This is a genomic window from Mycobacterium sp. (assembly GCF_019247635.1).
Lineage (GTDB): Bacteria > Actinomycetota > Actinomycetes > Mycobacteriales > Mycobacteriaceae > Mycobacterium.
On record NZ_JAFBAR010000023.1, the window covers coordinates 64,778 to 87,394 of the forward strand.

A 22,617-nucleotide genomic window follows, 5' to 3' on the forward strand; every position below is an offset into this window, starting at 1 on the left:
AGTCCGAGCGTCGATCGTCAAGCCGGTGCCAGCGTCGTCGCAATGTCGTGGGCCCAGCGGTAGTCGGCTTTGCCGGAGGGCGAACGCATGATTTTCGGTGTTCGGATGATGGTTTTGGGAACCTTGTAGCCGGCGATGCGCTGTCGGCAGGTCCGCAGGATCTCTTCGTCGCTGACCGAGGCATCTGCGGCCAGTTGCACGATGGCGGTGACTTCGCTGCCCCACCGCTGCGATGGCCGCCCGACCACGACGACGTCATAGACGGCAGGATGGGCGGCGATCGCGCGCTCGACTTCTTCGACGAAGATCTTTTCACCACCGGAATTGATCGTCAGTGAGTTTCGGCCCAGCAGCCGGATGCGTCCGTCGGGCAGGTATTCGGCTTCGTCGCCGGGCACCGACCAGCGTGCGCCCTCAATGGTGGGGAAAGTGCGGGCCGTCTTGTCTTCATCACCGAGATATCCCAGCGGGATGAATTCGCGGCGGGCCAGCCAGCCCTGACCTTCACCCGGCTGCAAGACGTGGGTGAAATCCGTGGCAACCACGGCGGTGTCGGAGCCTGGTGTGAATACCGCGGGTTCGCAGTCTTTGGTGGCCACGGTGTTCATCTGTATTCCCGACTCCGACGCGCCGACCGCATCGAGGATCATAACGTTGGGCAGCGCGGCTCGAATGCGCTCGCGCACCGTCGGCGAGAGCGGCGCGCCGCCGTTGCTGATGGTCACCAGCCCGGACAAGTCGTATGCCCCGGTTTCGATTTCGTCGAGTAACGGCCGGGCGATCGCGTCACCAACGATTGGAATGCTGAGTACTCTTTCGCGCTCGGCCAGCCGCAGCACTTGGGCTGGCTGCAGCCGCTCGACGTCATCGGGTATCACAAGGCGACCCCCCATCGTTATGACATGAAACGCCGCCCACTGGGCTGCGCCGTGCATCAGTGGGGGAAGCATGAGCACCGACAGCGCGCCGGGTGACTGGCTGGCCTGCGCGGCCAGCTCGGCGTACGAAGCCAGCGCTGTGAGGCTTCCGAACGGCCGTCCTCCCATCGACGACACGAAGATGTCGTGTTGGCGCCACAACACCCCTTTGGGCATGCCGGTGGTACCGCCGGTGTAGAGGATGTAGAGGTCCTCGGGACTAGGGGTGGGCATCCCGGCCGTCGGCGCGACGGTAGTAGTGATCGATTCGTAGTCCACGGCCCCGGGCAACAGCGCGTTGCCGCTGTGGTCAGCGACCTGGACCAGCACCTGTAGCAGTGGCAGCCGCTCCCGGATGGCCTCGACCGTCGGCGCAAACTCCGCAGCGTAGACCAGGGCGTGGGCATCAGCATCGTCCAGCAGGTAGCAGAGTTCGTCCTCGACGTAGCGGTAACTGACGTTAAACGGCGCGACCCGCGCGCGGAATCCGGCGATCATCGCTTCCAGGTACTGGTTACCGTTGCGTAGATAGATACCGACGTGATCTTGGCCGGACTGATGACCCTGCAACTGCGCGCGTTCCGTGTGACACCCCAACCCGCGGGCAGCCAGGTAGCGAGCAACTCCGTGGGCGCGGGCGTCGATTTCGCAATAGCTGTAGGGCCGGTCGCGCCACACCAGCAGCGTCTGATCGGGGATGGCGGCGGCCACCGTGGAAAAGACCGAAGACAGGTCGAATCCAGTCATGTCGCTCCTTCGCGGGTATCCGAACGTGTCCTCGCGCCTCCCTGGCTCGCTGCGGTGTCGGCATGAGCCCTCGAGTGTCGGCAAGCGGCCTGATTCATTGATGGCTGGACAAACTAGGCCGTGCGGCATACCGCACAGGAAGGCGTTTGACGCCGTTGATCCATCCGTGTCGTAGGCGCTGGGGTGGGCCGATTTTCTCGATATCGGGGATGATGTCGGCGATCGCGTTGAACATCAAGTTGATTTCCATCCGCGCCAGGTTGGCGCCGATGCAGTAGTGCGCCCCGTTGCCGCCGAAGCCCAGGTGGGGGTTGGGCTCACGCAGAATGTTGAACGTGAATGGGTCGTCGAACACGTCCTCGTCATAGTTGGCTGAGCTGTAGAACAGTCCCACTCGCTGACCCGCGTTGATCGGCACTCCCCCCACTTGGGTGTCCTGCAGCGCGGTGCGCTGAAAGCAGTGCACGGGGGTGGCCCATCGCACGATCTCATCGGCCGCGGTGGCCGGGCGCTCGCGCTTGAACAGCTCCCACTGGTCTGGGTTATCCAAAAACGCATTCATGCCGTGTGTCATCGCGTTGCGGGTGGTTTCGTTCCCGGCCACGGCCAGCAGGATGACGAAGAACCCGAACTCCGTCTCGTCCAGCGCCTCGCCGTCGATGTCCGCGTGCACCAGCCGAGTCACGATGTCGTCGGCTGGACATTGCCGCCGCTCCTCGGCCATTTTGTAGGCGTAACTCAAGATCTCAGCGTTGGCCGCCGCGGGATCCTCGGGATAATCGGGATCGTCGAGGTTCATGATCGAATTTGTCCAGTGGAAAAGCTGAGTGCGGTCGGCCTCGGGAACACCGATCAAGTCCGCGATCGCCAGCAGGGGAAGGGCCACGGCGACATCCTGGACAAAATCCCCCGTCTCCTTCTCGGCGGCGCCCCGCACGATGCCCCGGGCCGCCTCGTCAAGTTTGGCTTCCATGCCCGCGACCGCACGCGGAGTGAACAACCGCGACACCAGCTTGCGCAAGCGAGTGTGCGCCGGCGGATCGTGGTTGATCAGCAATGCCTTGGTCAGCTCGATCTGCTCGGATGTCATCTCGTCGTGGAAGCGAATGACCACTCCGTTGCGGTTCGCCGACCAGGTGTCGTTATCAAGGGAGATCGCCTTGATGTGTTCATGTTTGCTGATCACCCAAAATCCGCCGTCGCGGAACCCCGCCGTGCCGATCGGCTGTGCGTTCCACCACACCGGCGCCGTCTTGCGCAACTCGGCGAACTCGCGCACCGGCATGCCGTGCTCAAGCAGGTCGGGACTAGTGAAGTCGAAAGCCGGGCCGAACGGACATGCGGCAGTCTCCATCAACGGTCTCCTTTGGCCGGCGCGATTTCAGCTGTCGATCATACACATCCGATCGACTGTATGACGAAACCGCTGCCCGATCGATTACCGTTTGCGGATATGAGCCGGCATCCGCTCACCGCTGAGGACCGTTGATGCGCACCCGAGGCTGGGCGGGCAATGTGCCGGCCAGCGACGAAGAAGCCGTCGCCCGCATCCTCACGGCGACCCGGCGCACCATCGATGAACGTGGCGAACAGACCAGCATTGCCGACGTCGCACGCACCCTGGGCGTCACCCGCCAAACCATTTACCGGTACTTCCCCAGCACCGACGAGCTTCTGGCCGCCACCGCCGCCGACGGGGCCAGCGAATTTCTTGACCAGCTCGCCGAGGCGCTCGCCGACATCACCGATCCCGGAGAAGCCGTGGTCGAAGGCATCGCCACAACGCTCGAGCGGCTGCCTGGCGACCCCTACATAGGTCTGCTGCTGCGCTCACAGCGCGCCAATGCCGCCGTCACCGTCACCAGCGATACCGCCCGTTTCTTCGGGCACTCGATCATTGACCGCCTCGACATCGACTGGACCAACTTCGACGCGCAAGCCATCGAGGACATCATCGAAATGACCCTGCGGACCCTGCAGTCGTTCATCCTGGCGCCCCTACCCGCCCCCGGTGAAGAATTGCGTCGCCTGCTGCGACAGTGGATCGCTCCCGCCATCACCGCGGCCCGGTCCGCCCGAGCCAGCAGTCCCGTTGCCAGCGCATGAAAAGCTGCACCGCATGGCGTCCAACGGCTGCGGCCCTACACTGCTGTCTCCCGATGGTCGGGAGGAGCGCGCGCCGCGAACCACCGCGGGCCATACGGTCGAGGCATGGCTGACGGCGAGGTGTTCGTGATCGACCGCGTGGTAACCCGACCGGGTTGTGCGCGTCGGTTCGTCGACTCCTACCTTGCCGAATACGCTGCGGGCGCCCGCGAACGAGGCATGCGACTGCGCGACATCCTCGTCAGTCCCCCGATCTGGTTTGACGACCAATCCAACACCGTCACCATCACCTGGACCTTGCCCGGTGTACAGGCGTGGTGGGAGATGATATGGAAGGGCCGGCCCGATCCGACTCTGGGCGAATGGTGGTCGCGGATGGGTGAATTGGTGCAGCGGCGGTCTCGTTCGTTCGCCGCGGCCGCCCAGGACGTCGACGGCCTCTGCGATGTATAGCGTCACCCGGTTGCTCGACGTGACCGACGAAGACCCCCACCGGGTGCTGGCGTCGCTTCGTGCCGCGGCCGATATCACGCCGGCATCCCACCGGCTCGTGGAACCGACGCTGGCCGGGTCGCGCAACGGCGGCAACATTCTGGTCCACCTGAGGTTCGACTCGAAGAGTCAATGGCTTTGGGCCGCTGACGATTTCGCTGCCGTTCTGGATGACGCCGCGATCACCCGCGTCAACGGCGTCGCGTATCCGGGCAGCCCGACCCGCAGCGGCGCCGGAACGGTGTACCGCACGCTCTTGTTGCGGGTACAGCCCGATACCGACGCCGAGACGGTGGCATGCTTTGAGGGTGAGCTGGCCTCGATGCCGCGTTACGTATCGAGCATCACGAGCTGGCAGTTGAGCCGCGTCGACGAGGCCATCGGGACATCGCAGTGGACGCACGTGTTCGAGCAGGAGTTCACCGACGTTGCCGGACTAATGGGTCCATACCTCATGCACCCGATCCATTGGGCGGTGGTGGATCGCTGGTTCGATCCGGAATGCCCCGAGGTGATCGTCCGAGATCGGGTGTGCCACAGCTTTTGTCGCTTGAACATGCCGAACAGCGTGGATCACGGCACGACTTGGGATCGGTCACAATACGAAAGGACCGCGCATGACTGCTGATCAACTACAAATTCTGTGTGATGAACGTGCTATTGAACGCGCATTGAACCTGTTCGGCCGTGCGATGGACGACCGCGACTGGCCGTCAATGGCCGACATCCTCGCCGAGGATGCGCAGGGCGACTTCGGAACCGGGCGCCTCCATGGAAGCGCCGCGATCATCGACACGATTCGGGGGTTTCTCGACAGTTGCGGTCCCACCCAACACTTGCTGGGCAATGTCGTCGTCGAGGTCACCGGGGACGCCGCGGTCAGCCGAGCCTACGTACGCGACGTTCATCTCAGCTCCGACGCCGGATCCCCCGCGCGCTTTTACACGCTCGGCGACTACAAGGACACCTGGCGGCGGCGGGCCGACGGAACCTGGTGCCTGACCGAGCGGATCAAGTTCAACCGAGCCTACGTCGGATCCCTGGACGTCTTCAGCAGCTGAACTGCGGGACCCATCTGCAAGGTCTCGTAATCTAAACGCCCGCGGACAGGATGTTGGGGTTGGCGGTCGGGGGCGGCTCTAGTGGCGGTAGTACCGAGAGTCCGTCGAGCGAATGCACGGCCAGGCGCTGCGACCATGGATAGTGCAGGCTGAACGCCACCAGTCCGGTGCGCTCGGCCGCGGGCAGGTGACACATCGCCAGCACCGTCTCGGCCAGATACTCCACCGGCTCGGTCGGGAAGGTGTCCGGAATCAGTTGCGCGGCACCGGGAGTACGCACGGCGGTCGACGGACCGACGCAGTTGACCGCGATGTTGGCTTCGAGCAGTTCGGCGGCCACACCCTGGCTGAAACGGTGCAGGGCGGCCTTGCACGACGCGTAGACGACATCGCCCGAGGTCTTGTTGTACTCGCGGAACGGGCGCACCGGGGCCAGTCCCGTCACCGAGCCGATATTGACGATCCAGCCCGCCCCTTGCTTGCGCATCTGCGGCACAGCCGATTTGGTCAGTGCGAAGGGTACCCGCAGATAGTGCTCCACCGTGCGGTCGAAGGTCTCCACCGACATGTCCTCGACCACCGAATAGTCGGCAAAACCGGCGTTGTTGACCAGGATGTCGACGCGGCCGGTGCGGTCGAGCACCGCGTCGAGCAGGCCGTCGCGCTGCTGAGCGTCTTCGAGGTCCGCGACCACCCCGAACGCCGATCCCCCGGCGTCCTCGATCAGGGCGATGGTCTCGTCGATGGTGCCCGGCAACTCGGCGGCACCTCGGGCCCGCACCGATGCCGACGGTGCCCAGGACCGCGCCGTCACCGCCACGGTAGCGCCCTCCGCGGCCAATCGTTGCGCGATCGCGCGACCGATCCCCCGGCTGCTGCCGGTCACTAAAGCTGTTCTGCCGCAGAGTAATCCGGTCATCGGAGCTCAAAGTGCTCTTCGATGGGTGCCCGGTGCTGACGCCAGAGGTCGACCAGGCGGTACGGCGTGGCCACCACCACCCGGCCCGACCCCGATCGGTAGTACGTGTGCGCGTTGGGTGTGTGGCACCACACGGTGCCGGTCATCGCCTCGTCGATTTCGGCCACGTATTCCTCGTAGGCCGCTCGCGTCACTTCCATGGTGGTCGCGCCTCGCAACGCCATCATTTGAAGGCATTCGAAGATGTAGTGCGCCAGCACTTCCATCGAGAAGTTGGCGCCGGCGCCGTGACCGGGGCTGTAGTTCGGTGCGGAGTTGATGAACAGGTTGGGGAATCCGGGTACGGTGCCGCCGCGGTAGGCGCGCGGGCTGTCACCCCACTCGTCGGCAAGCCTGCATCCGCCACGGCCGCGGATGTCAATGGTGGACAGAAAGTCCAGGTGGTAGCCGGTCGCATAGATGATCACATCGAGGTCCACCTGGCGACCGTCTTGGGTGACAATGCCTTTCGCATTGACCTCGGCCGGCTCACTGGCTTCCACGTCGACATGCTCGCGAGCCAGCGCCGCGTAGTAACCACCCGGGTCACGGATGATTCGCTTGCCGTAGGGCGCGAAGTCCGGGGTGACCTTCTTAGCCAATTCCGTTCCCGCACCAAAGATTCTGTCGATGTAGTCCAGGCACATCTGCAGCAGCACGTCGTTGGCGGGCGAGATCGACAGATGCGTCTTGGCCCATTCCGGGTCCTGCAGGATGATCGGATAGTTGTTGTCCGCAGTACCCCAGTATGACTTGAGCCGGTTCCAGTTCGCGTAGTACGGCAGGTGGCGACCCAGGTAGCGGCGGAATTCGGGGACGTCATCGGTGAGCCGCTTGCGCGGCGCTACCCAGTGCGGCTGCCGCTGGAACACAGTCAGGTGCGCGACGGTGTCGACGCAGGCATCGACGATCTGCACCGCGGTGCAGCCCGCGCCGATGATCGCCACCCGCTTGCCGGCGAGGTCCAGCGATGCGTCCCACAGCGCCGAGTGAATGCTGTTGCCGGCGAACGTTTCCCGGCCCGGTAGCACCGGCCAGCGCGGGCGGTTCAGGTAGCCGGCGGACGTGATCGCCACACGTGCATAGCTGACCTCACGGTTTCCGGCACGGTCAATCGAATGGATCTGCCACTGGTCACGGTCCTCGTCCCACCACAGAGCCTCGACCTCGGTGCGGAATCGGATGTGCTTGCGCAGGCCGTGCTTGTCCGCCAGCGCCACCAGGTAAGCCTGATACTCCGCGCCCTGCGGGTAGTAGCTCGTCCACTCCGGATTGACCTCGCGCGACAACGAGTAGTACGCCGATGGGGTGTCCACGCCGATGCCCGGGTAGGTGGTGGTCAACCAGGTGCCGCCGACCTCGTCGTTGCGTTCGAAGATCCGGTAGCCCACTCCGGCGTCGGCCGCGGCGAGGGCGGCGATGATGCCGGCGATGCCCGCCCCGATGATGGCGACGTTCGTCGACTCGGGGATCGGGACCGTGCGCGGCAGCGTCGGCTGGGACGGCTGAAACCCGCCCTGCTCGAGCAGCAGTGGAACAAACTCGTCGTCGACCTCGCAGCCGAGCGCCAGCGGCAGCAGGCGCCGGAAAAGTTCGGGGTCGTCGGCGGGTAGGTTACTCGCCGGACGGTCCGCGCCCAGCGCCCTCACCACCGCGTCGACCAGCTCTGACGCGGTGTCGGGATCCGTCACGCCGGCCCGCTCGGGCGGATCGGGGACGTGCGAAATCATGGGTCCGTACTTGTCGATCACCGAAGGGTCGCCGGTGAGCTGAGCCAGCACGGCGACCAGAACGCCGGGATCGGCCCGACGCAGGTTCGCCCGCAGTTCGTCGGGGTTCACCGTGGCCATGCACGTCAGTATCGAGGCGGTCGCGCGGTTCGACGCCTCCTCTGTCTACTGAGCGGGACGCGATTCGGCCGCCGGCATGCCGAGGCACTTCCTAAAACCCCAGCGGCAAAGTGCTCAAACGAGACCTGCGGGAACGCTTGGGGACCTAGTCCTTACAGTGACCGTCATGACCGAGCCTCTCAATGTCGTCAGCAACGGACCAACGCAGGTCTGGACGATCAACCTGCCCCAGGTCGGCAACGCGATCACCGGAAAAGGCGTCATCACCGCGTTCGAGGTCGCAGTCGATGCCGCCAACGCCGATACCGCCGTCCGCGCGGTGATTCTCACCGGGGAGGGAAAAATCTTCTCGGCCGGCGGCAATGTCAAAGAGATGGCGGACCGCAGGGGGATGTTCGGCCTGGACCCGATTGACCAGCGACACGCCTACACCGATGGCATCCAGCGGATCCCGCGCGCGCTTTACCGTCTCGAAGTCCCGCTGATCGCCGCGGTCAACGGGCCGGCCATCGGCGCGGGCTGCGACATAGCAATGATGTGTGACATCCGGATCGCCTCCGAGCGCGCGTCGTTTGCGGAGAGCTTCGTCCAACTCGGCCTCATCCCCGGTGATGGTGGCACGTGGTTCCTGCCGCAGACCGTCGGCTACGAACGCGCGGCCGAGATGACGTTCACCGGCGACCGCGTCGACGCCCAGACCGCCTTGGCGTGGGGCATGGTCAGCCGGGTGGTACCGCATGACGAACTGCTCACGGCCGCACAGGATCTCGCCGATCGCATCGTCAAGAACCCCCCGCACGCGCTGCGCATGGCCAAGCGATTGCTCAGGGAATCGCGCACCGGTTCGTTGGAGACGACTCTGGGCATGGCCGCGGCCATGCAGCCGCTTGCGCACCGCGACCGCGAGCATGAAGCGCGCATCGCGAAGTGGAAAACCGAGTGAAGGCCGCACTGCCCCGGTTGGTCCCGCCCGCCGCCACCGACGCGGCGATCACCGACGCGCTGCGAACCGAGGTCCGCGAGTTCCTCGCCGAGCAGCTGGCCGCGGGCACGTTCATCCCCTCGGTTGACGCGTGGCTGACGGGGTGGGACGAAGGGTTCACCGCTGCGCTCGCCGACCGGGGTTGGCTGGGTATGACGGTGCCGGTCGAGTATGGCGGCCGCGGCCGGTCGTTCCTGGAGCGGTTCGTGGTCACGGAGGAATTGCTGGCTGCCGGCGCGCCCGTCGCGGCGCATTGGATCGCCGACCGCCAGATCGTGCCGTCACTGCTGAAGTACGGCACGGAAACGCAGAAGACGCGCTTCCTGCCGTGGATTGCGCGCGGGCAGTGCTTTTTCGCCATCGGCATGAGCGAGCCGGACTCCGGCTCCGACCTGGCCAGCGTGCGGACCCGGGCCGAGCGCGTCGATGGTGGTTGGTCGCTATCCGGCACCAAGGTCTGGACGTCGGGCGCCCACCTCGCGCACGCGTTCATCGTGCTTGCCCGCACCGCCCCGGTGGACGCCGAGCATCGCCATGCCGGGCTCAGCCAGTTCATCGTCGACTTGCGCGAGCCTGGCGTCGACATCCGTCCGATCATCTCGATGAACGGCGCGCACCACTTCAACGAGGTGATCCTCGACGGGGTCGTTGTGCCCGACGACATGGTGTTCGGGGAAATCGGTGAGGGTTGGAAGCAGGTGACGTCCGAGTTGAGCTTCGAGCGCAGCGGACCTGAACGGTTCCTGTCCACCTTTACACTGCTCGCTGCGCTCGCCGAAAGCATGGCCGCGGAACGCATTTCGCGTGATAGTGGCCTGGGCCGTCTGGTGGCGCGCATCGCCGGTCTGCACCAGATGTCAACCGCTGTGGCCGGCGCGTTGGAGCGCAACGACCCCGCCCTGGATGTCGGGGTACCCGCGGCGGTGGTCAAAGTGCTCGGCACCACCACCGAGGGTGACATCGCCGAATTCGCCGACCTGGCGGGCTCGGCGGATCCGGAGCTGACGGGCCTGGCGTCTGCCGCGCTCGACCAGCGCCCGGGATTCACCCTGCGCGGCGGCACCAACGAGGTGCTGCGCGGCGTGATCGCGCGCGGATTGGGGATGCGATGACAGCCTCTCCCACCCACACCGACCCGGCGTTGATCGACATGATGGACGCCGTCTTCGCCGAACATGCGCAAAACCCGGACCTTTGGCAACGCCTCGACGAACTCGGACTGGTCCGGCTGACCGGTGCCGAGGAGCACGGCGGGAGTGGGGCCGGTTGGTTCGAGGCGGCCGAACTGCTCGCCGCCGCCGTCCGGCATGCCGCGCGAATTCCGTTGGCGGAACACGACTTATTGGCCTGCTGGCTGCTGGACGCGAACGGTATGGCCGCCGACCGGGCGGTGCGTACGGTGTGTGTGCTCGACGATCAGGGGACGGCCGTGGCGGTGCCGTGGGCGTCCCGCGCCGACCGGATCGTCGTGGCGTGGCCGTCGGGCGACGCATACCGCGTCGCTGACGTCGATCCCGGCACGCTGCGGATCACCGCCGGCGCCAACATGATCGGCGAACCGCGCGACCAGGTAATCGGCGTGGACCTCCAGGGCGCGCCCATGGCCGCGGCCCTGGTTGCCCAGCTGAGGCTGAAGTCGGCGCTCGTGCGCTCCATCCAGGTGTGTGCCGCGCTGGACCGGATCCTGCAGCTTTGCATCGAGCATGCGACATCACGCATTCAGTTCGGTCGGGCGCTCAACAAGTTTCAGGCCGTGCAGAACCTGATATCCGACGTTGCCGCCGAGGCCGCGCTGGCTCGCGCCGCGACCGAAGCCGCCCTGACCATGGCCGTTACCAGCCAATGGTCGGCGCGCAACCTTGATTTCCTTGTGGCCGTGGCGCGTTCGTGCACCGGCCACGCCGCCTCGATCGTGGTGCGCAACGCGCACCAGGTGCACGGCGCCATCGGCACCACGCGAGAGCATTCGCTCCACGAATTCACCCGGGCCGCGTTTGCCTGGCGTTCGGAGTTTGGCTCGGTCGGATACTGGGATGATCAGGCCACCGGCGCGGCGTTACGAGCGGGCGCCACGGGCCTGTGGGGCCTGATCACCTCCCCCGGATAGCCGGTGTTCCACTGAACGGACATCGGCGGTGTGAGCGGCGCAACACAGGAGTTGACTCGCTGTCATGAACGACGACATCACGCTGTCCGAACTGCAGGAGTTCATCGCCGGCTTCTGGTATCACTACGACGAGGCGCACTACGACGAGCTGTCCGCGCGCTACGCCGAGGACGTGCACTATGTGAGCCGAAGTGACAGTGGCGCAAGCCCATTCGAGGAACTGATGTCACCCGAGCTGCGTGGCCGCCACGCGGTCATCGAGTGGCTTTCGGAGCATCGCAAACAGAGCCCGTACCCGTTGCGTCATCATGCCACCAATGTGCACCGCACAGGCCACGACGGTGGGATCACCCGCGCCCGGTTCTACATCTTCGTCAACCAGGTCGCCAACTTCGTACCCTTCGCGGTTTCCAGCGGCGTGGTCGAGGTCGGCGTGCGCCGCGGCGGTGTCAAAGGATTCGAGCTCACCGAGATGGAGGTCGTTCTCGACACCACCGATTCGGTCTTGCTGTCGGAATTGCAGGCCACCGGTTCGTGAACGCCCGCGAAAGGTTCTCCGGCGGCGTCGCCGTCATCACCGGCGCCGGCGCCGGAATCGGCGCCGGATTGGCACGGCACGCCAGTCTGCTCGGTATGACGGTGGTTCTCGCCGACATCGACGCCGACGCAATCGCGGCGTTGCGCGATGAACTCCCCGCAGCGGTGGACGTGGTGTGCGACGTGCGCGATCCCGACGCCATGGCGCAGCTCGCGGAAAAGACCTACCGCGACGTCGGTTCGGTGCGGCTGCTGGTCAACAACGCCGGAGTAGAGCAATTCGGCTACCTATGGGACACGCCGGTGGCCAACTGGCGCCGAGTCGTCGACATCAACATCAGCGGCGTCTTCCATGGTGTGCGGGCGTTTCTGCCGAAGATGATGTCCACCGATGCGCCCGCGTGGGTGTGGAACCTGTCGTCGGTCGGCGGGGTCGTGGCGATCCCGTTGCAGGCGCCTTACATCATGAGCAAGCACGCCGTGCTCGCCCTGACCGAATGCCTGCGACTGGAAGTCCAATTGGCCGGACACGACCACCACATTCACGTGCAGGCCGTGCTGCCCGGCGCGGTGATATCCAACATCTTCGAATCGGCGGGCGGGGTCGACGCCGGCGCCAGCGATGCCGCCGCCGCCGAGAGCCAACGCAGCGCCATGCTGAACGTGAAAGCATCGGCAATGGATCCATTGGCGGCCGCCGAGACGCTGTTTGAACAGGCCGACGAGGGACGGTTCTACCTACTCACCCAACCGTCGGTCGCTGCGGCTATGACTGAACGGGCCAATGTGCTTGCCGCGCAACGGGCCCCGTCGCTGAAATGACTCTTGACTCCGACGCCGCCGCGCGGATCGCGTCGTTCGGCGACATCCCGCCGATGCGGCAGCGCGGCCTCGCGGCGGTGCGCGCCGCGATCGAGTCCGCTCCCCTACCCGACGACATGCCCGAGATGGTCAGCGTTACCGCCGTGTCCGGGCCGGTGCCGACGCGGATCTACCGTCCGACAAGCGATTCCAATGGGCCCGTGCTGGTTTATTTCCACGGCGGCGGACTCGTCATGGGCTCCAACCACTCGTTCGAACCGCTGGCCCGCGAGCTGGCGTCAGCCTCGGCAGCCACCGTCGTGGCCGTCGACTATCGGTTGGCCCCCGAGGCGGCACCGCCGGCACAGTTCGACGACGCCTACGCCGCGACGGAGTGGGTGTCGACGAATGCGAGCACGCTGGACGTCGACCCCCGCCGACTCGCGGTGGTCGGCGACAGCGCCGGCGGCTCGTTGGCCGCGGCCGTCGCGCTGGCCGCCCGCGACCGCGGCGGCCCATTGTTGTGCGCGCAGGTGCTGCTGTATCCCGGCTTGGATCGCAACATGTCTGCTCCGTCAATCGCTTTGCTGTCCCACGCGCCGTTGCTGACCCGCGACGACATCGACTACCTGCATACGCTGGCCGACGGCGACGCGGGCCCGCCCAGCGACCCGTACCTGGTTCCCGCGTACGCCCCCGAGCTGTCCGGACTTCCGCCGGCGATCGTGGTGACCGCGGGCTGTGACCCGATCCGCGACTGGGGTGAGCGCTACGCCGAGCGGTTGCGCGACGCCGGCGTGCAGACCATCAGCGCCCGCTACCCCGGCATGTACCACGGGTTTCTGATGCGGTCCGACGCGACCGCGCGTGGTCGGCTGGCTATCGCCGAGATCGGGGCATTGTTGCGCGCCAAATTCGCTCACCGAAACACCGCAGGAGACGAATGATGTTCACCGAGGAACGCCGGATGGAGCTTTCCAACGTGTTGCGGCCGGCCGCGCCGCCGCGCGAGATCGACGACGTCTACACCGCCGACCAACGCGAGCGGCTGCTGGACGTGGTGCGCACGCAGGGCCCGTGGAGGCTGATCATCGCCCAACACTTCGCTTCGGCCGACGAGCTGATCGCGACCATGAGTGGTGTGTTCCCCGAGGGTTTTACACCCACGCTGGACCTGTTCCTGACGCCGACTTTTCGGGGCTACCTGGCAAACTACGGCGCGGTGCTGTATCCGCAACTGCACGACTGCTTCTATAACGAGCGGTTCCTGCAGTTGGCCAAGAGTTACTGGAACGCCGAGTACGCCAAACCGGAGCTGATGCTGTTCAACATCAACGGGCCGTGCGCGAATCGCGATCCGGGACACCTGGATTCGCCGAGCTTCCGCGGCGTGCGGCACGAAAACGCGCCGACGTGGCTGACCAGCGTGATGGGAAAATCCGGCCTATTCCAGGACTACCTGATCAAGATGGCCCAGGTGATCACCTGGTTCTCGTTGGACACTGACAGCGGGTTCACCTACTGGCCCGACGGTCCTTTGCGAGCGCCGAAGCGGGTACTGCCGCCGATCAACAACCGCGGCGTTGTGGTGCAGAACGAGATGATGGTGCACCGCGGTGAGGCCAACGGACCACTGGACCAACAGATTCCGGCGGGCTTGGCATTCGACACCGTGTTCACCGGCGATCCCGACGACCGTGACCACTGGCTGCTGAAGAACGGCAACGACGTGATCGGTCGGCACCCCACCGACCAGTTGAGGTTTCTGGTGCACTGGTCGGCGGAGGTCTTCCGCGACTTCGACGAGCTGAAGAAAAACATGGACGGTTCGGACGATCTGACCATCGATCGCGCGATCGACATCATGGTCGACGACGTCAACGCGCGCGGCATCAAGCTCGACATCCCCGGCGAACCGCTGCATGATCCGGCATTTATCGGGGCGCTCAACGCCGCGTACGACATCGGCGGACCCGCCGCCTATCCCGCGGAGGCGCCGATCAGCGCCTTCCAACTCACCTGATCAAAAGGCATTACACAATGGAGCGTTTCACCGATCGGCGGGTCATCGTCACCGGGGCCGGTTCCGGTATCGGACAGGCCACCGCCGCGCGACTGCTCGACGAGGGCGCAGTTGTTGTCGGCTACGACGTGTCCGCTGAGGGGTTGGCACGCACTTCGGCGAACGCCGACGAGGCCGGCACTGGAAAGCGGCTCACCACCGCCGTGCTGGATGTCTCCTCCGAGCATGCCGTCACCGCCGCCGTAGATTCCGCCGTCACCGAACTCGGCGGCCTCGAAGTGCTGGTCAACGCCGCCGCGATCCAGCGCTGCGCCCACACCCACGAGCACTCGCTGGCGGACTGGAACGCCACCCTGGCGGTCAATTTGACGGGCACCTTCCTGATGACCCGCCAGGCCCTGCCCGCGCTGCTGGCGTCCGGTCGGGGTGTCGTCGTCAACTTCACCTCCACCGCAGCATCATTCGCGCATCCCTACATGGCGGCGTATGCGGCCAGCAAGGGCGGGGTGTTGTCGTTCACGCACTCGTTGGCGCTCGAATACGCCAAGCGGGGGTTGCGCGCGGTCAACATTCAACCGGGTGGTGTCGCCACCGCGCTTGCGTTGAGCACCCTGGACGATATGCCCGACGGATACGACCCGGGCCTGTGGGCCAAGCAGACGCCGCTGTTGCACGGTGTGGAAAGCGAGATCCTGGGCGACCCAGCCTCAGTGGCTGCTGTGATCGCCATGGTCGCCTCCGACGACGGCGCATTCCTGACCGGCACCGAGATCCGGATCGACGGTGGCGCGCACGCGTGAGGTTGACGCCCGCGCCGCGTTCGCGTGACGAACCGTTACCTGATCACCACTGTGCTGGGCGGGCGCGGCGAACCCATCACCACCCGGTGCGACGGCGGACGACGGCCCTCCTCGTCGGTGATGCCGTAACGCTCGGCGAGTTCTGCGCCGATCAACGTCTGCCCGCTCAGTACGGCCAAGTTGGGATCGAGCTAAAGAGCGTCGATCAAATGGCCTGTGAATTCCGGGGTTTCGGCATGCTCGGCGGTCTTGGCCAATGCCTCAGGCTGTCCCGCAAACGCGCCGCGCAGCTTTTCGGTCAACAGGATGCCCATCCAGATCGAGACCGTCGCGACGCCGGTGCCGCGAAAGTCCACGGCCATGTCGGCGGCCATCTTGTCGACGCCCGCCTTCTGCGCGCCGTACGCCGGGCCGTGCATGTAGCACACCGATCCCGGGGAGGACGTGAAGGCGATCAGGCCACGCCCGGAGGCCACCAGCAACGGCGCGGCGTACCAGGCCGCGACGTAGGACGACCGCAGCCCCACATCCAGCACGTCGGCCAGCTCAAGCGACTTCTCCCAGAACGGCTTTGGGCCGACAACCTCGTCGGAGATGGCAGCGGCGTTGTTGACCAGCAGATCCAGCCGGCCTTCATCGGACCGCACGCGCTCGAACAGCGCGGCCACGGCGTCGTCCTCACGGTGGTCGACCCGCACGGCGACCCCACCCGGCGGGCCGTCCACCACGGTGCGTCCCGTCGCATACACCCGCCAGCCCCGTGCGCTCAGAGCGGCCGCGATACCACGCCCGGCCCCGCGACTCGCACCGGTCACCACCGCAACGCGCCCGCTCATGATGCGTCGACGATTGTCAGCTCTCCACTCGCAACGGCACTCTCGATCGAATCCCGCAACGCCGAACACACCAAAAACAGCCCGTGGCCCGCAATGCGCTCAGCCTGAAGGCGTTCGGCGCAGCGCGCAGACGCGTCGGCGTTCCACTGCACACTCGTCTGGTCCCAGCTGCTCTTGCGCGCCAACACCTGAGCACCGCAATTGCGGCAGGCGACGGGCACCATCGGCATCTCGTCGAGGCGGTTGTCGGCCCGCACCGGCTCGGCCCGCACCGGCAGCGTCATGACACCGAGCCCGCCTTAGCGGCCATGTTCTGCTCGACCTCTTTCATCCACGCTTCGTAGGGCCGGGTGGTGTCCAACTCAAACTCGAAGCGGTCCACCATGTCTGGCTGCACGTCGACCGCGTCGACGTAGAACTGTTGGTACCAGCGCCGCAGCTGGTAGACCGGACCGTCCTCCTCGACGAGCAACGGATTGTCGATGCGCGCCTTGTGCCGCCAGATCTCCACGTCCTGCTCGAAACCCAGCTTGACATAGTCACCGAGTTTGATCGCGGTTTCCATGGCCTGATCCGCGGGCAGCGAGGCCGACTTCTTGACGATGATGCCGTATTGCAGCACAAAGGAATTCGCGTCGACTGGATAGTGGCAGTTGATGAGAATGGTTTGCTGGTCGCCGCTTTCGTAGTGATAGATCAGGTCGTCAATCATGAAGGACGGCCCGTAATAAGACGCCACCGAGGTGGTGCCGAGCATCTGCGCGCCCTCGCCGCCCATGTCCGGGCGCCCCGAGCCATTCATGTACTGCGTCGCGACATGTCCCTCGAAGATGTTTTTGAAGTAGGTGGGCAACGAGCCGTGGATGTAGAAGAAGTGCGCCATGTCCACGACGTTGTCGATGATTTCGCGGCAGTTGCTTCCCACGACGGTGGTGTACCAGTGCCAGTCGGTCCACTCGTCGCTCGTAGCGCCCTCGATGCGCGGGATCGTGACATCCGCGGGGGGCGGGCCGCCCTCGGGGTCGTTCCAGACGAACAACATGCCGTCCTGTTCCAGCGTGGTCCAGGTCGCCGTGCGGGCCAGCCGCGGCGCGCGCCTGGCGTACGGCACCCGCTTGCACCGCCCGTCGCCGCCCCACCGCCAGTCATGGAACGGGCAGGCGATCTCGTCGCCTTTGACCTCACCCTGCGACAGATCCCCGCCCATGTGGCGGCAGTAGCTGTCGAGCACGTTGATCCTGCCGTCACCGCTGCGGAAGACCACCAGCTTTTGGCCGAAGGCGTTGATCGCGTGCGGCTTGCCGTCACCGAAGTCCCGGACCAGGCCCAGACAGTGCCAGCCACGGGCGAACCGCGTCGGCGCGGCCTGAGCTTCGATGAACCGAATTTCGGCGGCGTCGGATTGCGACTTCATACGGACGATTTAACTCCTGAAGCCCTGCGCGTGGGGGCTCTCTGTTCCACTGATCAGGAGGACTCTTCCTGCGGCAGGGCGCATCGGCCTACCGTTCTGAACGTGACCACGCACAGCTCGACGATTCCCGCCGGGCTTCCCGTGGCCGACACGACCGTCGACCTGCTGGTCGTCGGCTCCGGCACCGGCATGGCCGCCGCGCTGGCCGCCCATGAACTCGGGCTTTCGGTGTTGATCGTGGAGAAGTCGGCGCAGGTGGGCGGCTCGACCGCGCGGTCCGGCGGGGCGCTCTGGCTGCCCGCCAGCCCAGTGCTGGCCAACGCCGGCGCCAACGACACGGCCGTGCGTGCCGCCGCCTACCTGGATTCGGTGGTCGCCGGCACCGCCCCGCCGCAGCGCTCGGCGGGATTCCTGGCGCACCTGCCCGCGACGGTCGAGATGCTGCGCCGCACGACTCCCCTCAAGCTCTTCTGGGCCCGCGACTACTCCGACTACCACCCCGAGGAGCCGGGCGGCAGCGCGGCGGGCCGCACCTGCGAGTGCCACCCGTTCGACACCGCCATGTTGGGCGACTACCGCAACCGGCTAAGGCCGGGCGTCCTGGAGGCCGGCTTCGCGATACCGACCACGGGTGCTGACTACCGGTGGATGAACCTGGTGATCCGGGTGCCGCGCAAGGGAATTCCGGTGTTCGCCAAGCGCATCGCACAGGGCGTCGGCGGCCTGGCTCTTGGCCGGCGCTACGCCGCGGGCGGTCAGGGCCTGATGGCCGGGATGTTCGCGGGCGTGTTGCGCGCCGGCATACCCGTCTGGACGGACGCGACGCTGCTGCGCCTGGACAGCGACGGTGATCGCGTGGGTGGCGCGGTGGTGCAACACGGCGGCCGCGAGGTGACGATCACGGCGCGGCGCGGGGTAGTCCTGGCCACCGGTGGTTTCGACCACAGCATGGACATGCGCTGGAAGTTCCAGTCCGAATCGCTCGGCGCCAACTTCAGCCTGGGTGCCGAGACCAACACCGGCGACGGGATCCGGGTTGCCCAGGAACTGGGCGCCGATATCGATTTGATGGATCAGGCGTGGTGGTTCCCGGCGGTCGCACCGCTGCCCGGCAAGGCACCCGCGGTGATGCTGGCGGAACGGTCGCTGCCCGGCTGCCTGATCGTGAACCAGCACGGTCACCGATTCGCCAACGAGTCGACCGACTACATGTCATTCGGCCAGCGCGTGCTCGATTTGGAGCGCTCGGGCAACCCCGTCGAAACGATGTGGATCGTCTTCGACCAGCACTACCGCAACAGCTATGTCTTTGCCGCCGAACTGTTTCCACGGATGAAGATTCCGCAGGCGTGGTATGACGCCGGCATCGCGGCGCGCGCCGACGATTTCGAGGAGCTGGCGGCAACGATCGGCGTCCCGGTGCCCGAGTTCACCCAGACGTTGACGCGCTTCAACGAAAGCGCTTCGGCTGGACAGGATCCCGACTTCGGGCGGGGTCGCAGCGCGTACGACCGGTACTACGGCGACCCCACGATCACGCCCAACCCCAACCTGCGCCCGTTGGTCAAGAGCCCCTTCTACGCGGTGAAACTGGTGCTGTCGGATCTGGGCACCTGCGGCGGGGTGAAGGCCGACGACCGGGCGCGAGTGCTGCGCGAGGACGGCAGCGCGATCGCCGGGCTGTATGCGATCGGCAATACCGCCGCCAATGCATTCGGCACGACCTACCCGGGCGCGGGAGCGACGATCGCGCAGGGTCTGGTGTACGGCTACATAGCCGCTCGGGAAGCCGCCCGGGAAGCCGCCCGGGACGCGACGGGCTAGTCGGCCGCGCGCTTGGCCTCGACCTGCTTCTCCACCTCACGCCAATAGCCCGGGGTGGGGCGCGGCTTCCCGAAGCCACCCTTGGCGGCGTTCTTCATGATCGCGTCGGCCTCGTCGATGTCCTTCATCAACTCGAGTGCGAACTCACGTTCGGCGGCGTAATACTTTGCGGCCCAGCGCAGCGCGATCACCGAATACGCCCAGGCGGGTTCGACCTCTGCCCCCTCGGCGTCCTCGACCGCCTTACGATGCCGGGCTTCGGCATACGCAACGTGTTCTTGCAGCAGTTCCTTGAGCCGAGCCGGGTTGGTGAGGTGACCGAACGTCACCCGCAGCAGCACGCTGTGTTTGAGCACCGGCGGGTCCACAGGCGCGTTGTTGACCCACTCGATGGCGGCGTTCATCCCGGCCTCGGTGATCTTGTAGAGCCGGCGGCTGCGAGTTCCCTCGTCGCGCTCGACGCGCGACGTCACCAAACCCAGGCCTTCCAACTTCTTGAGTTCGGTGTAGATCTGGCTGTACGACGGACTCCAGTAGTAGAGGTCGACACTCCAGTCGATCCATTTCTTGAGGTCGTAACCGGAGACTTCCTCTTCGTAGGACATCATGCATAGCAGCGCCCGACTGGTGGCGGCAAGCGCTGCGTTCACCGGCTTTTCGCTGGTCCCGTCCATTTCGCCAGACTAGCAACACATGTCATGGCATTGCGCGATAGCGACCGCTGGTTGGGACACCCCGGCCGCGAGGCGACCGGCTGAGTCTGCGGTGACTAATCGCAGCAATCGACCGCAGGCACACACATGCGGCAGTACACTTTGCCCCCAGGCCACTCGGGTTACGTGGTCGATCCAGTGATTCGGGCGAGAGTGGGAGCTTCTTGGGCGGGCGACCGGACCGTATACGACCACAAGACTATTGGGTCACCATCGTGCCGCAAACATTCCCCAGTGTGAGCAGTGTGCTGAGTTGGTGCACCAGCAACGATTTGGACCAGGATCATTGCAGCGCCCAGCAGGTCGGTAAGACGCAGGACCGCAGCGGAACTCACGGATAGAACGCTCGGATGACAAGCAACCAACGCGGCGGGCCGGGTCGCTTGCGGCCCCGTCCCCGATCTGACGAGCGCTCCGATCTCGCCGATCCGGGAGCCGGTGACGCTCCCACGCAACAACGCGAAATCGCGTCACCTGCAACCGGTTACAACGACGAGGCGGCGCGGCGGCGGCACGGGGTTGCGGCCGAGGCCCGGTCGCGCCGATGGCGGGTCGCGATCGTCGCCGTCAGCATTTTCGCGGTTGTCGTGATCGCCGTCGGCGTGATCGTGGGCCTTCGGCTGCGCCACGCCCACCAGTCGGTTTCGCCGCGGACGTCGGCGCCCAGCAGCGCCGCGGCGGTGACGACCTCCGCTGTTCCGCCGGGTTGTGACATCTCGTCGTTGCTGGCGTCGATGTCGCCCCGCGACAAACTCGCGCAACTGTTGATGGTCGGGGTGACCGATGCCGCCGACGCGCGCGCGGTCGTGGCGAACCAAAAGGTCGGGGGCATCTTCATCGCCAGCTGGACCAACCTGACGATGTTGACCGACGGGTCGCTGAAGGAGATCGCCGACTCGGCCGGCCCGCTGCATCTGGCCGTCAGCGTCGACGAGGAGGGCGGCCGGGTCGAGCGGCTGTCGTCGCTGATCGGGAAGGCACCGTCGGCCCGCGTTCTGGCGCAAAACGACACGCCCGACCAGGTGTACCAGCTGGCGCTGGACCGGGGCCGGCAGATGCTCAAGCTCGGTATCACCATCGACTTCGCCCCGGTCGTCGACGTCACCGACGCGGCTGACGACACGGTCATCGGCGACCGGTCGTTCAGCAACGTCGCCGCGACGGTCACGCAGTACGCGGGCGAGTACGCGCGCGGCCTGCGCGACGCCGGGGTGCTGCCGGTGCTCAAACACTTTCCCGGGCACGGCCACGCCTCCGGTGACTCGCACGCCACCGGAGTGACGACGCCCTCGCTGGCCGAAATGCAAGATGTCGATCTCGTGCCCTATCGATCGCTGGTGGCCCAGTTGCCGGTGGGCGTGATGGTCGGCCACATGCAAGTGCCCGGGCTTACCGGTGACGACCAAGCCAGCCTGAGCCCGGCCGCAATCGCCCTGTTACGCGATGGATTCGGTTACGGCGGGCCGGCGTTCGACGGTCCGATTTTCACCGACGATCTGTCGAGCATGAAAGCGATTACCGACCGCTACACGATTTCCGAGGCAGTGCTCAAGGCCCTGCAGGCCGGCAACGACACCGCGCTGTGGGTGAGCACAACCGCGGTTTCGGCGGTGCTCGACCGGTTGGTGCAGGCGGTGAACGCCAAGGAGTTGGACATCACCAAGGTTGAGGCGTCGGTGCGGCGAATGGCGGCTGCCAAGGCCCTCAATTCGCAGTGCGGACATTGATGGCAGATTTTTCCGACTTGGGCCCGTGGTGGTGAGCTTCGCCTTTGGCGCGGATCATGTCGTGCCGATCGGTTGAGCCTGGCTATTCTTCGGCTGTACGACCGACCGCGACCCGCCCCGGCGGGCACCGTATATTGCCACGGTGACCGATTCGTCGTCGATACACGAAACACTGGCGATATCCGTCCGGCGTCTGATCGACGCGACGATCCGCACCGAAGCGAGCCCAGCTGTCATCGCCACTGTGGCAGCCCAAATCGACAGCATTACAAGCCAACTCAGCGCCGAGCTGATGCCGGGCACGTTCGGCGAGCGCACTCTCGACGACGGGCAGCCCGTGACGTCAGGCAATGTGATGATCGGGGTGCGCAACCCGTCGGCTCCCCCGCTGACGCTCCACCACGAAGGCGACGGCTCGGTGTGGACCGAGTTCACCCTTGGCGCCGCCTACGAGGGCCCGCCGGGTCATGTGCACGGAGGGGTCAGCGCGCTGATCCTCGACCACGTGCTCGGGGCCACCGCCCACAAACCTGGGCGGCCTGCCTATACCGGCACTCTGACGCTGCGCTACCATCGGCGCGCGCCGTTGCGTCAACCGCTGCGGGCCGAGGCGTGGGTCGAAAGCACCGAGGGGTTAAAGACTTTCGCGGTCGGGCGGCTGTCCGACGGCGACGGCGTGACGGTGTCAGCCGAGGGCGTTTTTATCCATCCGCGGGGTTAAC

The 22,617-nt window shown here is 65.9% G+C and carries 22 protein-coding genes and 1 pseudogene; 15 read left to right on the forward strand and 8 right to left on the reverse strand.

Going from position 1 to position 22,617, the window contains the following annotated elements; genetic code table 11:
• Window positions 1–17: 17 nt before the first annotated feature.
• Both JO236_RS04005 and JO236_RS04010 read right to left on the reverse strand, forming a co-directional pair.
• Complete coding sequence (locus JO236_RS04005; RefSeq protein ID WP_293325051.1) at window positions 18–1,664, reverse strand: acyl-CoA synthetase; 1,647 nt, start codon at window positions 1,662–1,664, stop codon at window positions 18–20.
• Between the two features lie 94 nt (window positions 1,665–1,758).
• Window positions 1,759–3,018 carry a cytochrome P450 gene (locus tag JO236_RS04010; protein ID WP_293325054.1) on the reverse strand — a complete coding sequence of 420 codons (1,260 nt, stop codon included), beginning with the start codon at window positions 3,016–3,018 and terminating at the stop codon, window positions 1,759–1,761.
• 134 nt (window positions 3,019–3,152) lie between these two features.
• On the opposite strand from JO236_RS04010, the gene JO236_RS04015 reads away from it, so the two are divergent.
• The 4 genes from JO236_RS04015 (at window position 3,153) to JO236_RS04030 (ending at window position 5,323) form a co-directional block, all read left to right on the forward strand.
• Window positions 3,153–3,770, forward strand: a complete 618-nt coding sequence (locus JO236_RS04015) for a TetR/AcrR family transcriptional regulator (RefSeq protein WP_293325057.1) — start codon at window positions 3,153–3,155, stop codon at window positions 3,768–3,770.
• Window positions 3,771–3,875: 105 nt separating this feature from the next.
• Window positions 3,876–4,223, forward strand: coding sequence for a hypothetical protein (locus JO236_RS04020; protein ID WP_293325060.1), 348 nt, complete (start codon window positions 3,876–3,878; stop codon window positions 4,221–4,223).
• Window positions 4,216–4,890 (forward strand): Dabb family protein, encoded by a 675-nt coding sequence (locus tag JO236_RS04025; protein WP_293325062.1) that lies wholly within the window; start codon window positions 4,216–4,218, stop codon window positions 4,888–4,890. Before JO236_RS04020 ends, JO236_RS04025 begins: the two co-directional genes overlap by 8 nt.
• Window positions 4,880–5,323 carry a nuclear transport factor 2 family protein gene (locus JO236_RS04030; protein WP_293325064.1) on the forward strand — a complete coding sequence of 148 codons (444 nt, stop codon included), beginning with the start codon at window positions 4,880–4,882 and terminating at the stop codon, window positions 5,321–5,323. The genes JO236_RS04025 and JO236_RS04030 overlap by 11 nt, the downstream gene beginning before the upstream one ends.
• Before the next feature lie 31 nt (window positions 5,324–5,354).
• On the opposite strand, the gene JO236_RS04035 is transcribed toward JO236_RS04030, so the two are convergent.
• Together JO236_RS04035 and JO236_RS04040 are read right to left on the reverse strand one after the other, a co-directional pair.
• Entirely contained in the window at window positions 5,355–6,242 is an 888-nt protein-coding gene (locus JO236_RS04035; RefSeq protein WP_293325067.1) for an SDR family NAD(P)-dependent oxidoreductase, read from the reverse strand.
• Window positions 6,239–8,131 (reverse strand): flavin-containing monooxygenase, encoded by a 1,893-nt coding sequence (locus JO236_RS04040; protein WP_293325070.1) that lies wholly within the window; start codon window positions 8,129–8,131, stop codon window positions 6,239–6,241. Before JO236_RS04040 ends, JO236_RS04035 begins: the two co-directional genes overlap by 4 nt.
• Window positions 8,132–8,297: 166 nt before the next feature.
• Between JO236_RS04040 and JO236_RS04045 the strand changes: the two genes are divergently transcribed.
• From JO236_RS04045 to JO236_RS04080, 8 genes are all read left to right on the forward strand, one after another.
• Complete coding sequence (locus JO236_RS04045; protein WP_293325073.1) at window positions 8,298–9,074, forward strand: crotonase/enoyl-CoA hydratase family protein; 777 nt, start codon at window positions 8,298–8,300, stop codon at window positions 9,072–9,074.
• Window positions 9,059–10,225, forward strand: a complete 1,167-nt coding sequence (locus JO236_RS04050) for an acyl-CoA dehydrogenase family protein (RefSeq protein WP_293325076.1) — start codon at window positions 9,059–9,061, stop codon at window positions 10,223–10,225. The genes JO236_RS04045 and JO236_RS04050 overlap by 16 nt, the downstream gene beginning before the upstream one ends.
• The gene (locus tag JO236_RS04055) at window positions 10,222–11,220 is read left to right on the forward strand and encodes an acyl-CoA dehydrogenase family protein (RefSeq protein ID WP_293325079.1); all 999 of its coding nucleotides are present in this window, start codon (window positions 10,222–10,224) and stop codon (window positions 11,218–11,220) included. Before JO236_RS04050 ends, JO236_RS04055 begins: the two co-directional genes overlap by 4 nt.
• Window positions 11,221–11,284: 64 nt before the next feature.
• Window positions 11,285–11,758: a nuclear transport factor 2 family protein gene (locus JO236_RS04060; RefSeq protein WP_293325082.1), complete on the forward strand. Its 474-nt coding sequence runs from the start codon at window positions 11,285–11,287 to the stop codon at window positions 11,756–11,758.
• Window positions 11,755–12,579 carry an SDR family oxidoreductase gene (locus tag JO236_RS04065; protein ID WP_293325084.1) on the forward strand — a complete coding sequence of 275 codons (825 nt, stop codon included), beginning with the start codon at window positions 11,755–11,757 and terminating at the stop codon, window positions 12,577–12,579. Before JO236_RS04060 ends, JO236_RS04065 begins: the two co-directional genes overlap by 4 nt.
• A complete protein-coding gene (locus tag JO236_RS04070; protein ID WP_293325087.1) occupies window positions 12,576–13,505 on the forward strand; it encodes an alpha/beta hydrolase in 930 nt (309 codons plus the stop codon). Before JO236_RS04065 ends, JO236_RS04070 begins: the two co-directional genes overlap by 4 nt.
• Window positions 13,505–14,581, forward strand: coding sequence for a hypothetical protein (locus JO236_RS04075; RefSeq protein ID WP_293325090.1), 1,077 nt, complete (start codon window positions 13,505–13,507; stop codon window positions 14,579–14,581). Before JO236_RS04070 ends, JO236_RS04075 begins: the two co-directional genes overlap by 1 nt.
• 17 nt (window positions 14,582–14,598) lie before the next feature.
• Complete coding sequence (locus JO236_RS04080; RefSeq protein WP_293325093.1) at window positions 14,599–15,381, forward strand: SDR family NAD(P)-dependent oxidoreductase; 783 nt, start codon at window positions 14,599–14,601, stop codon at window positions 15,379–15,381.
• Window positions 15,382–15,416: 35 nt separating this feature from the next.
• Here the strand turns inward: JO236_RS04080 and JO236_RS04085 are convergent.
• The 3 genes and pseudogenes from JO236_RS04085 to JO236_RS04095 all read right to left on the reverse strand — a co-directional run bounded on the left by JO236_RS04085 (window position 15,417) and on the right by JO236_RS04095 (window position 17,631).
• A pseudogene (locus JO236_RS04085) lies at window positions 15,417–16,217 on the reverse strand (SDR family NAD(P)-dependent oxidoreductase).
• On the reverse strand, window positions 16,214–16,501 hold the full coding sequence (locus JO236_RS04090) for a ferredoxin (RefSeq protein WP_293325096.1): 288 nt from the start codon (window positions 16,499–16,501) through the stop codon (window positions 16,214–16,216). Before JO236_RS04090 ends, JO236_RS04085 begins: the two are co-directional and overlap by 4 nt.
• Window positions 16,498–17,631, reverse strand: coding sequence for a Rieske 2Fe-2S domain-containing protein (locus JO236_RS04095; protein ID WP_293325099.1), 1,134 nt, complete (start codon window positions 17,629–17,631; stop codon window positions 16,498–16,500). The genes JO236_RS04090 and JO236_RS04095 overlap by 4 nt, the downstream gene beginning before the upstream one ends.
• Before the next feature lie 102 nt (window positions 17,632–17,733).
• Between JO236_RS04095 and JO236_RS04100 the strand changes: the two genes are divergently transcribed.
• Window positions 17,734–19,455, forward strand: a complete 1,722-nt coding sequence (locus JO236_RS04100) for a 3-ketosteroid-delta-1-dehydrogenase (RefSeq protein ID WP_293325101.1) — start codon at window positions 17,734–17,736, stop codon at window positions 19,453–19,455.
• On the opposite strand, the gene JO236_RS04105 is transcribed toward JO236_RS04100, so the two are convergent.
• Window positions 19,452–20,129, reverse strand: coding sequence for a PadR family transcriptional regulator (locus tag JO236_RS04105; protein WP_293325104.1), 678 nt, complete (start codon window positions 20,127–20,129; stop codon window positions 19,452–19,454). The genes JO236_RS04100 and JO236_RS04105 overlap by 4 nt on opposite strands.
• Before the next feature lie 389 nt (window positions 20,130–20,518).
• Here JO236_RS04105 and JO236_RS04110 point away from each other — a divergent pair, with 389 nt between their 5' ends.
• Entirely contained in the window at window positions 20,519–21,895 is a 1,377-nt protein-coding gene (locus JO236_RS04110) for a glycoside hydrolase family 3 N-terminal domain-containing protein (RefSeq protein ID WP_293325106.1), read from the forward strand.
• A 142-nt stretch (window positions 21,896–22,037) separates the two neighbouring features.
• Window positions 22,038–22,616, forward strand: a complete 579-nt coding sequence (locus JO236_RS04115; RefSeq protein WP_293325109.1) for a PaaI family thioesterase — start codon at window positions 22,038–22,040, stop codon at window positions 22,614–22,616.
• Window position 22,617 lies beyond the last annotated feature (1 nt).

What these genes read in the sequence shown, in the direction of transcription:
- JO236_RS04035 (WP_293325067.1), bottom strand. Translation starts at nt 6,242, where the DNA reads ATGACCGGATTACTCTGCGGCAGAACAGCTTTAGTGACCGGCAGCAGC.
- JO236_RS04060 (WP_293325082.1), top strand. Translation starts at nt 11,285, where the DNA reads ATGAACGACGACATCACGCTGTCCGAACTGCAGGAGTTCATCGCCGGC.
- JO236_RS04005 (WP_293325051.1), bottom strand. Translation starts at nt 1,664, where the DNA reads ATGACTGGATTCGACCTGTCTTCGGTCTTTTCCACGGTGGCCGCCGCC.
- JO236_RS04070 (WP_293325087.1), top strand. Translation starts at nt 12,576, where the DNA reads ATGACTCTTGACTCCGACGCCGCCGCGCGGATCGCGTCGTTCGGCGAC.
- JO236_RS04045 (WP_293325073.1), top strand. Translation starts at nt 8,298, where the DNA reads ATGACCGAGCCTCTCAATGTCGTCAGCAACGGACCAACGCAGGTCTGG.
- JO236_RS04010 (WP_293325054.1), bottom strand. Translation starts at nt 3,018, where the DNA reads ATGGAGACTGCCGCATGTCCGTTCGGCCCGGCTTTCGACTTCACTAGT.
- JO236_RS04110 (WP_293325106.1), top strand. Translation starts at nt 20,519, where the DNA reads ATGACAAGCAACCAACGCGGCGGGCCGGGTCGCTTGCGGCCCCGTCCC.
- JO236_RS04015 (WP_293325057.1), top strand. Translation starts at nt 3,153, where the DNA reads ATGCGCACCCGAGGCTGGGCGGGCAATGTGCCGGCCAGCGACGAAGAA.
- JO236_RS04025 (WP_293325062.1), top strand. Translation starts at nt 4,216, where the DNA reads ATGTATAGCGTCACCCGGTTGCTCGACGTGACCGACGAAGACCCCCAC.
- JO236_RS04080 (WP_293325093.1), top strand. Translation starts at nt 14,599, where the DNA reads ATGGAGCGTTTCACCGATCGGCGGGTCATCGTCACCGGGGCCGGTTCC.
- JO236_RS04105 (WP_293325104.1), bottom strand. Translation starts at nt 20,129, where the DNA reads ATGGACGGGACCAGCGAAAAGCCGGTGAACGCAGCGCTTGCCGCCACC.
- JO236_RS04095 (WP_293325099.1), bottom strand. Translation starts at nt 17,631, where the DNA reads ATGAAGTCGCAATCCGACGCCGCCGAAATTCGGTTCATCGAAGCTCAG.
- JO236_RS04040 (WP_293325070.1), bottom strand. Translation starts at nt 8,131, where the DNA reads ATGGCCACGGTGAACCCCGACGAACTGCGGGCGAACCTGCGTCGGGCC.
- JO236_RS04020 (WP_293325060.1), top strand. Translation starts at nt 3,876, where the DNA reads ATGGCTGACGGCGAGGTGTTCGTGATCGACCGCGTGGTAACCCGACCG.
- JO236_RS04030 (WP_293325064.1), top strand. Translation starts at nt 4,880, where the DNA reads ATGACTGCTGATCAACTACAAATTCTGTGTGATGAACGTGCTATTGAA.
- JO236_RS04090 (WP_293325096.1), bottom strand. Translation starts at nt 16,501, where the DNA reads ATGACGCTGCCGGTGCGGGCCGAGCCGGTGCGGGCCGACAACCGCCTC.
- JO236_RS04055 (WP_293325079.1), top strand. Translation starts at nt 10,222, where the DNA reads ATGACAGCCTCTCCCACCCACACCGACCCGGCGTTGATCGACATGATG.
- JO236_RS04075 (WP_293325090.1), top strand. Translation starts at nt 13,505, where the DNA reads ATGTTCACCGAGGAACGCCGGATGGAGCTTTCCAACGTGTTGCGGCCG.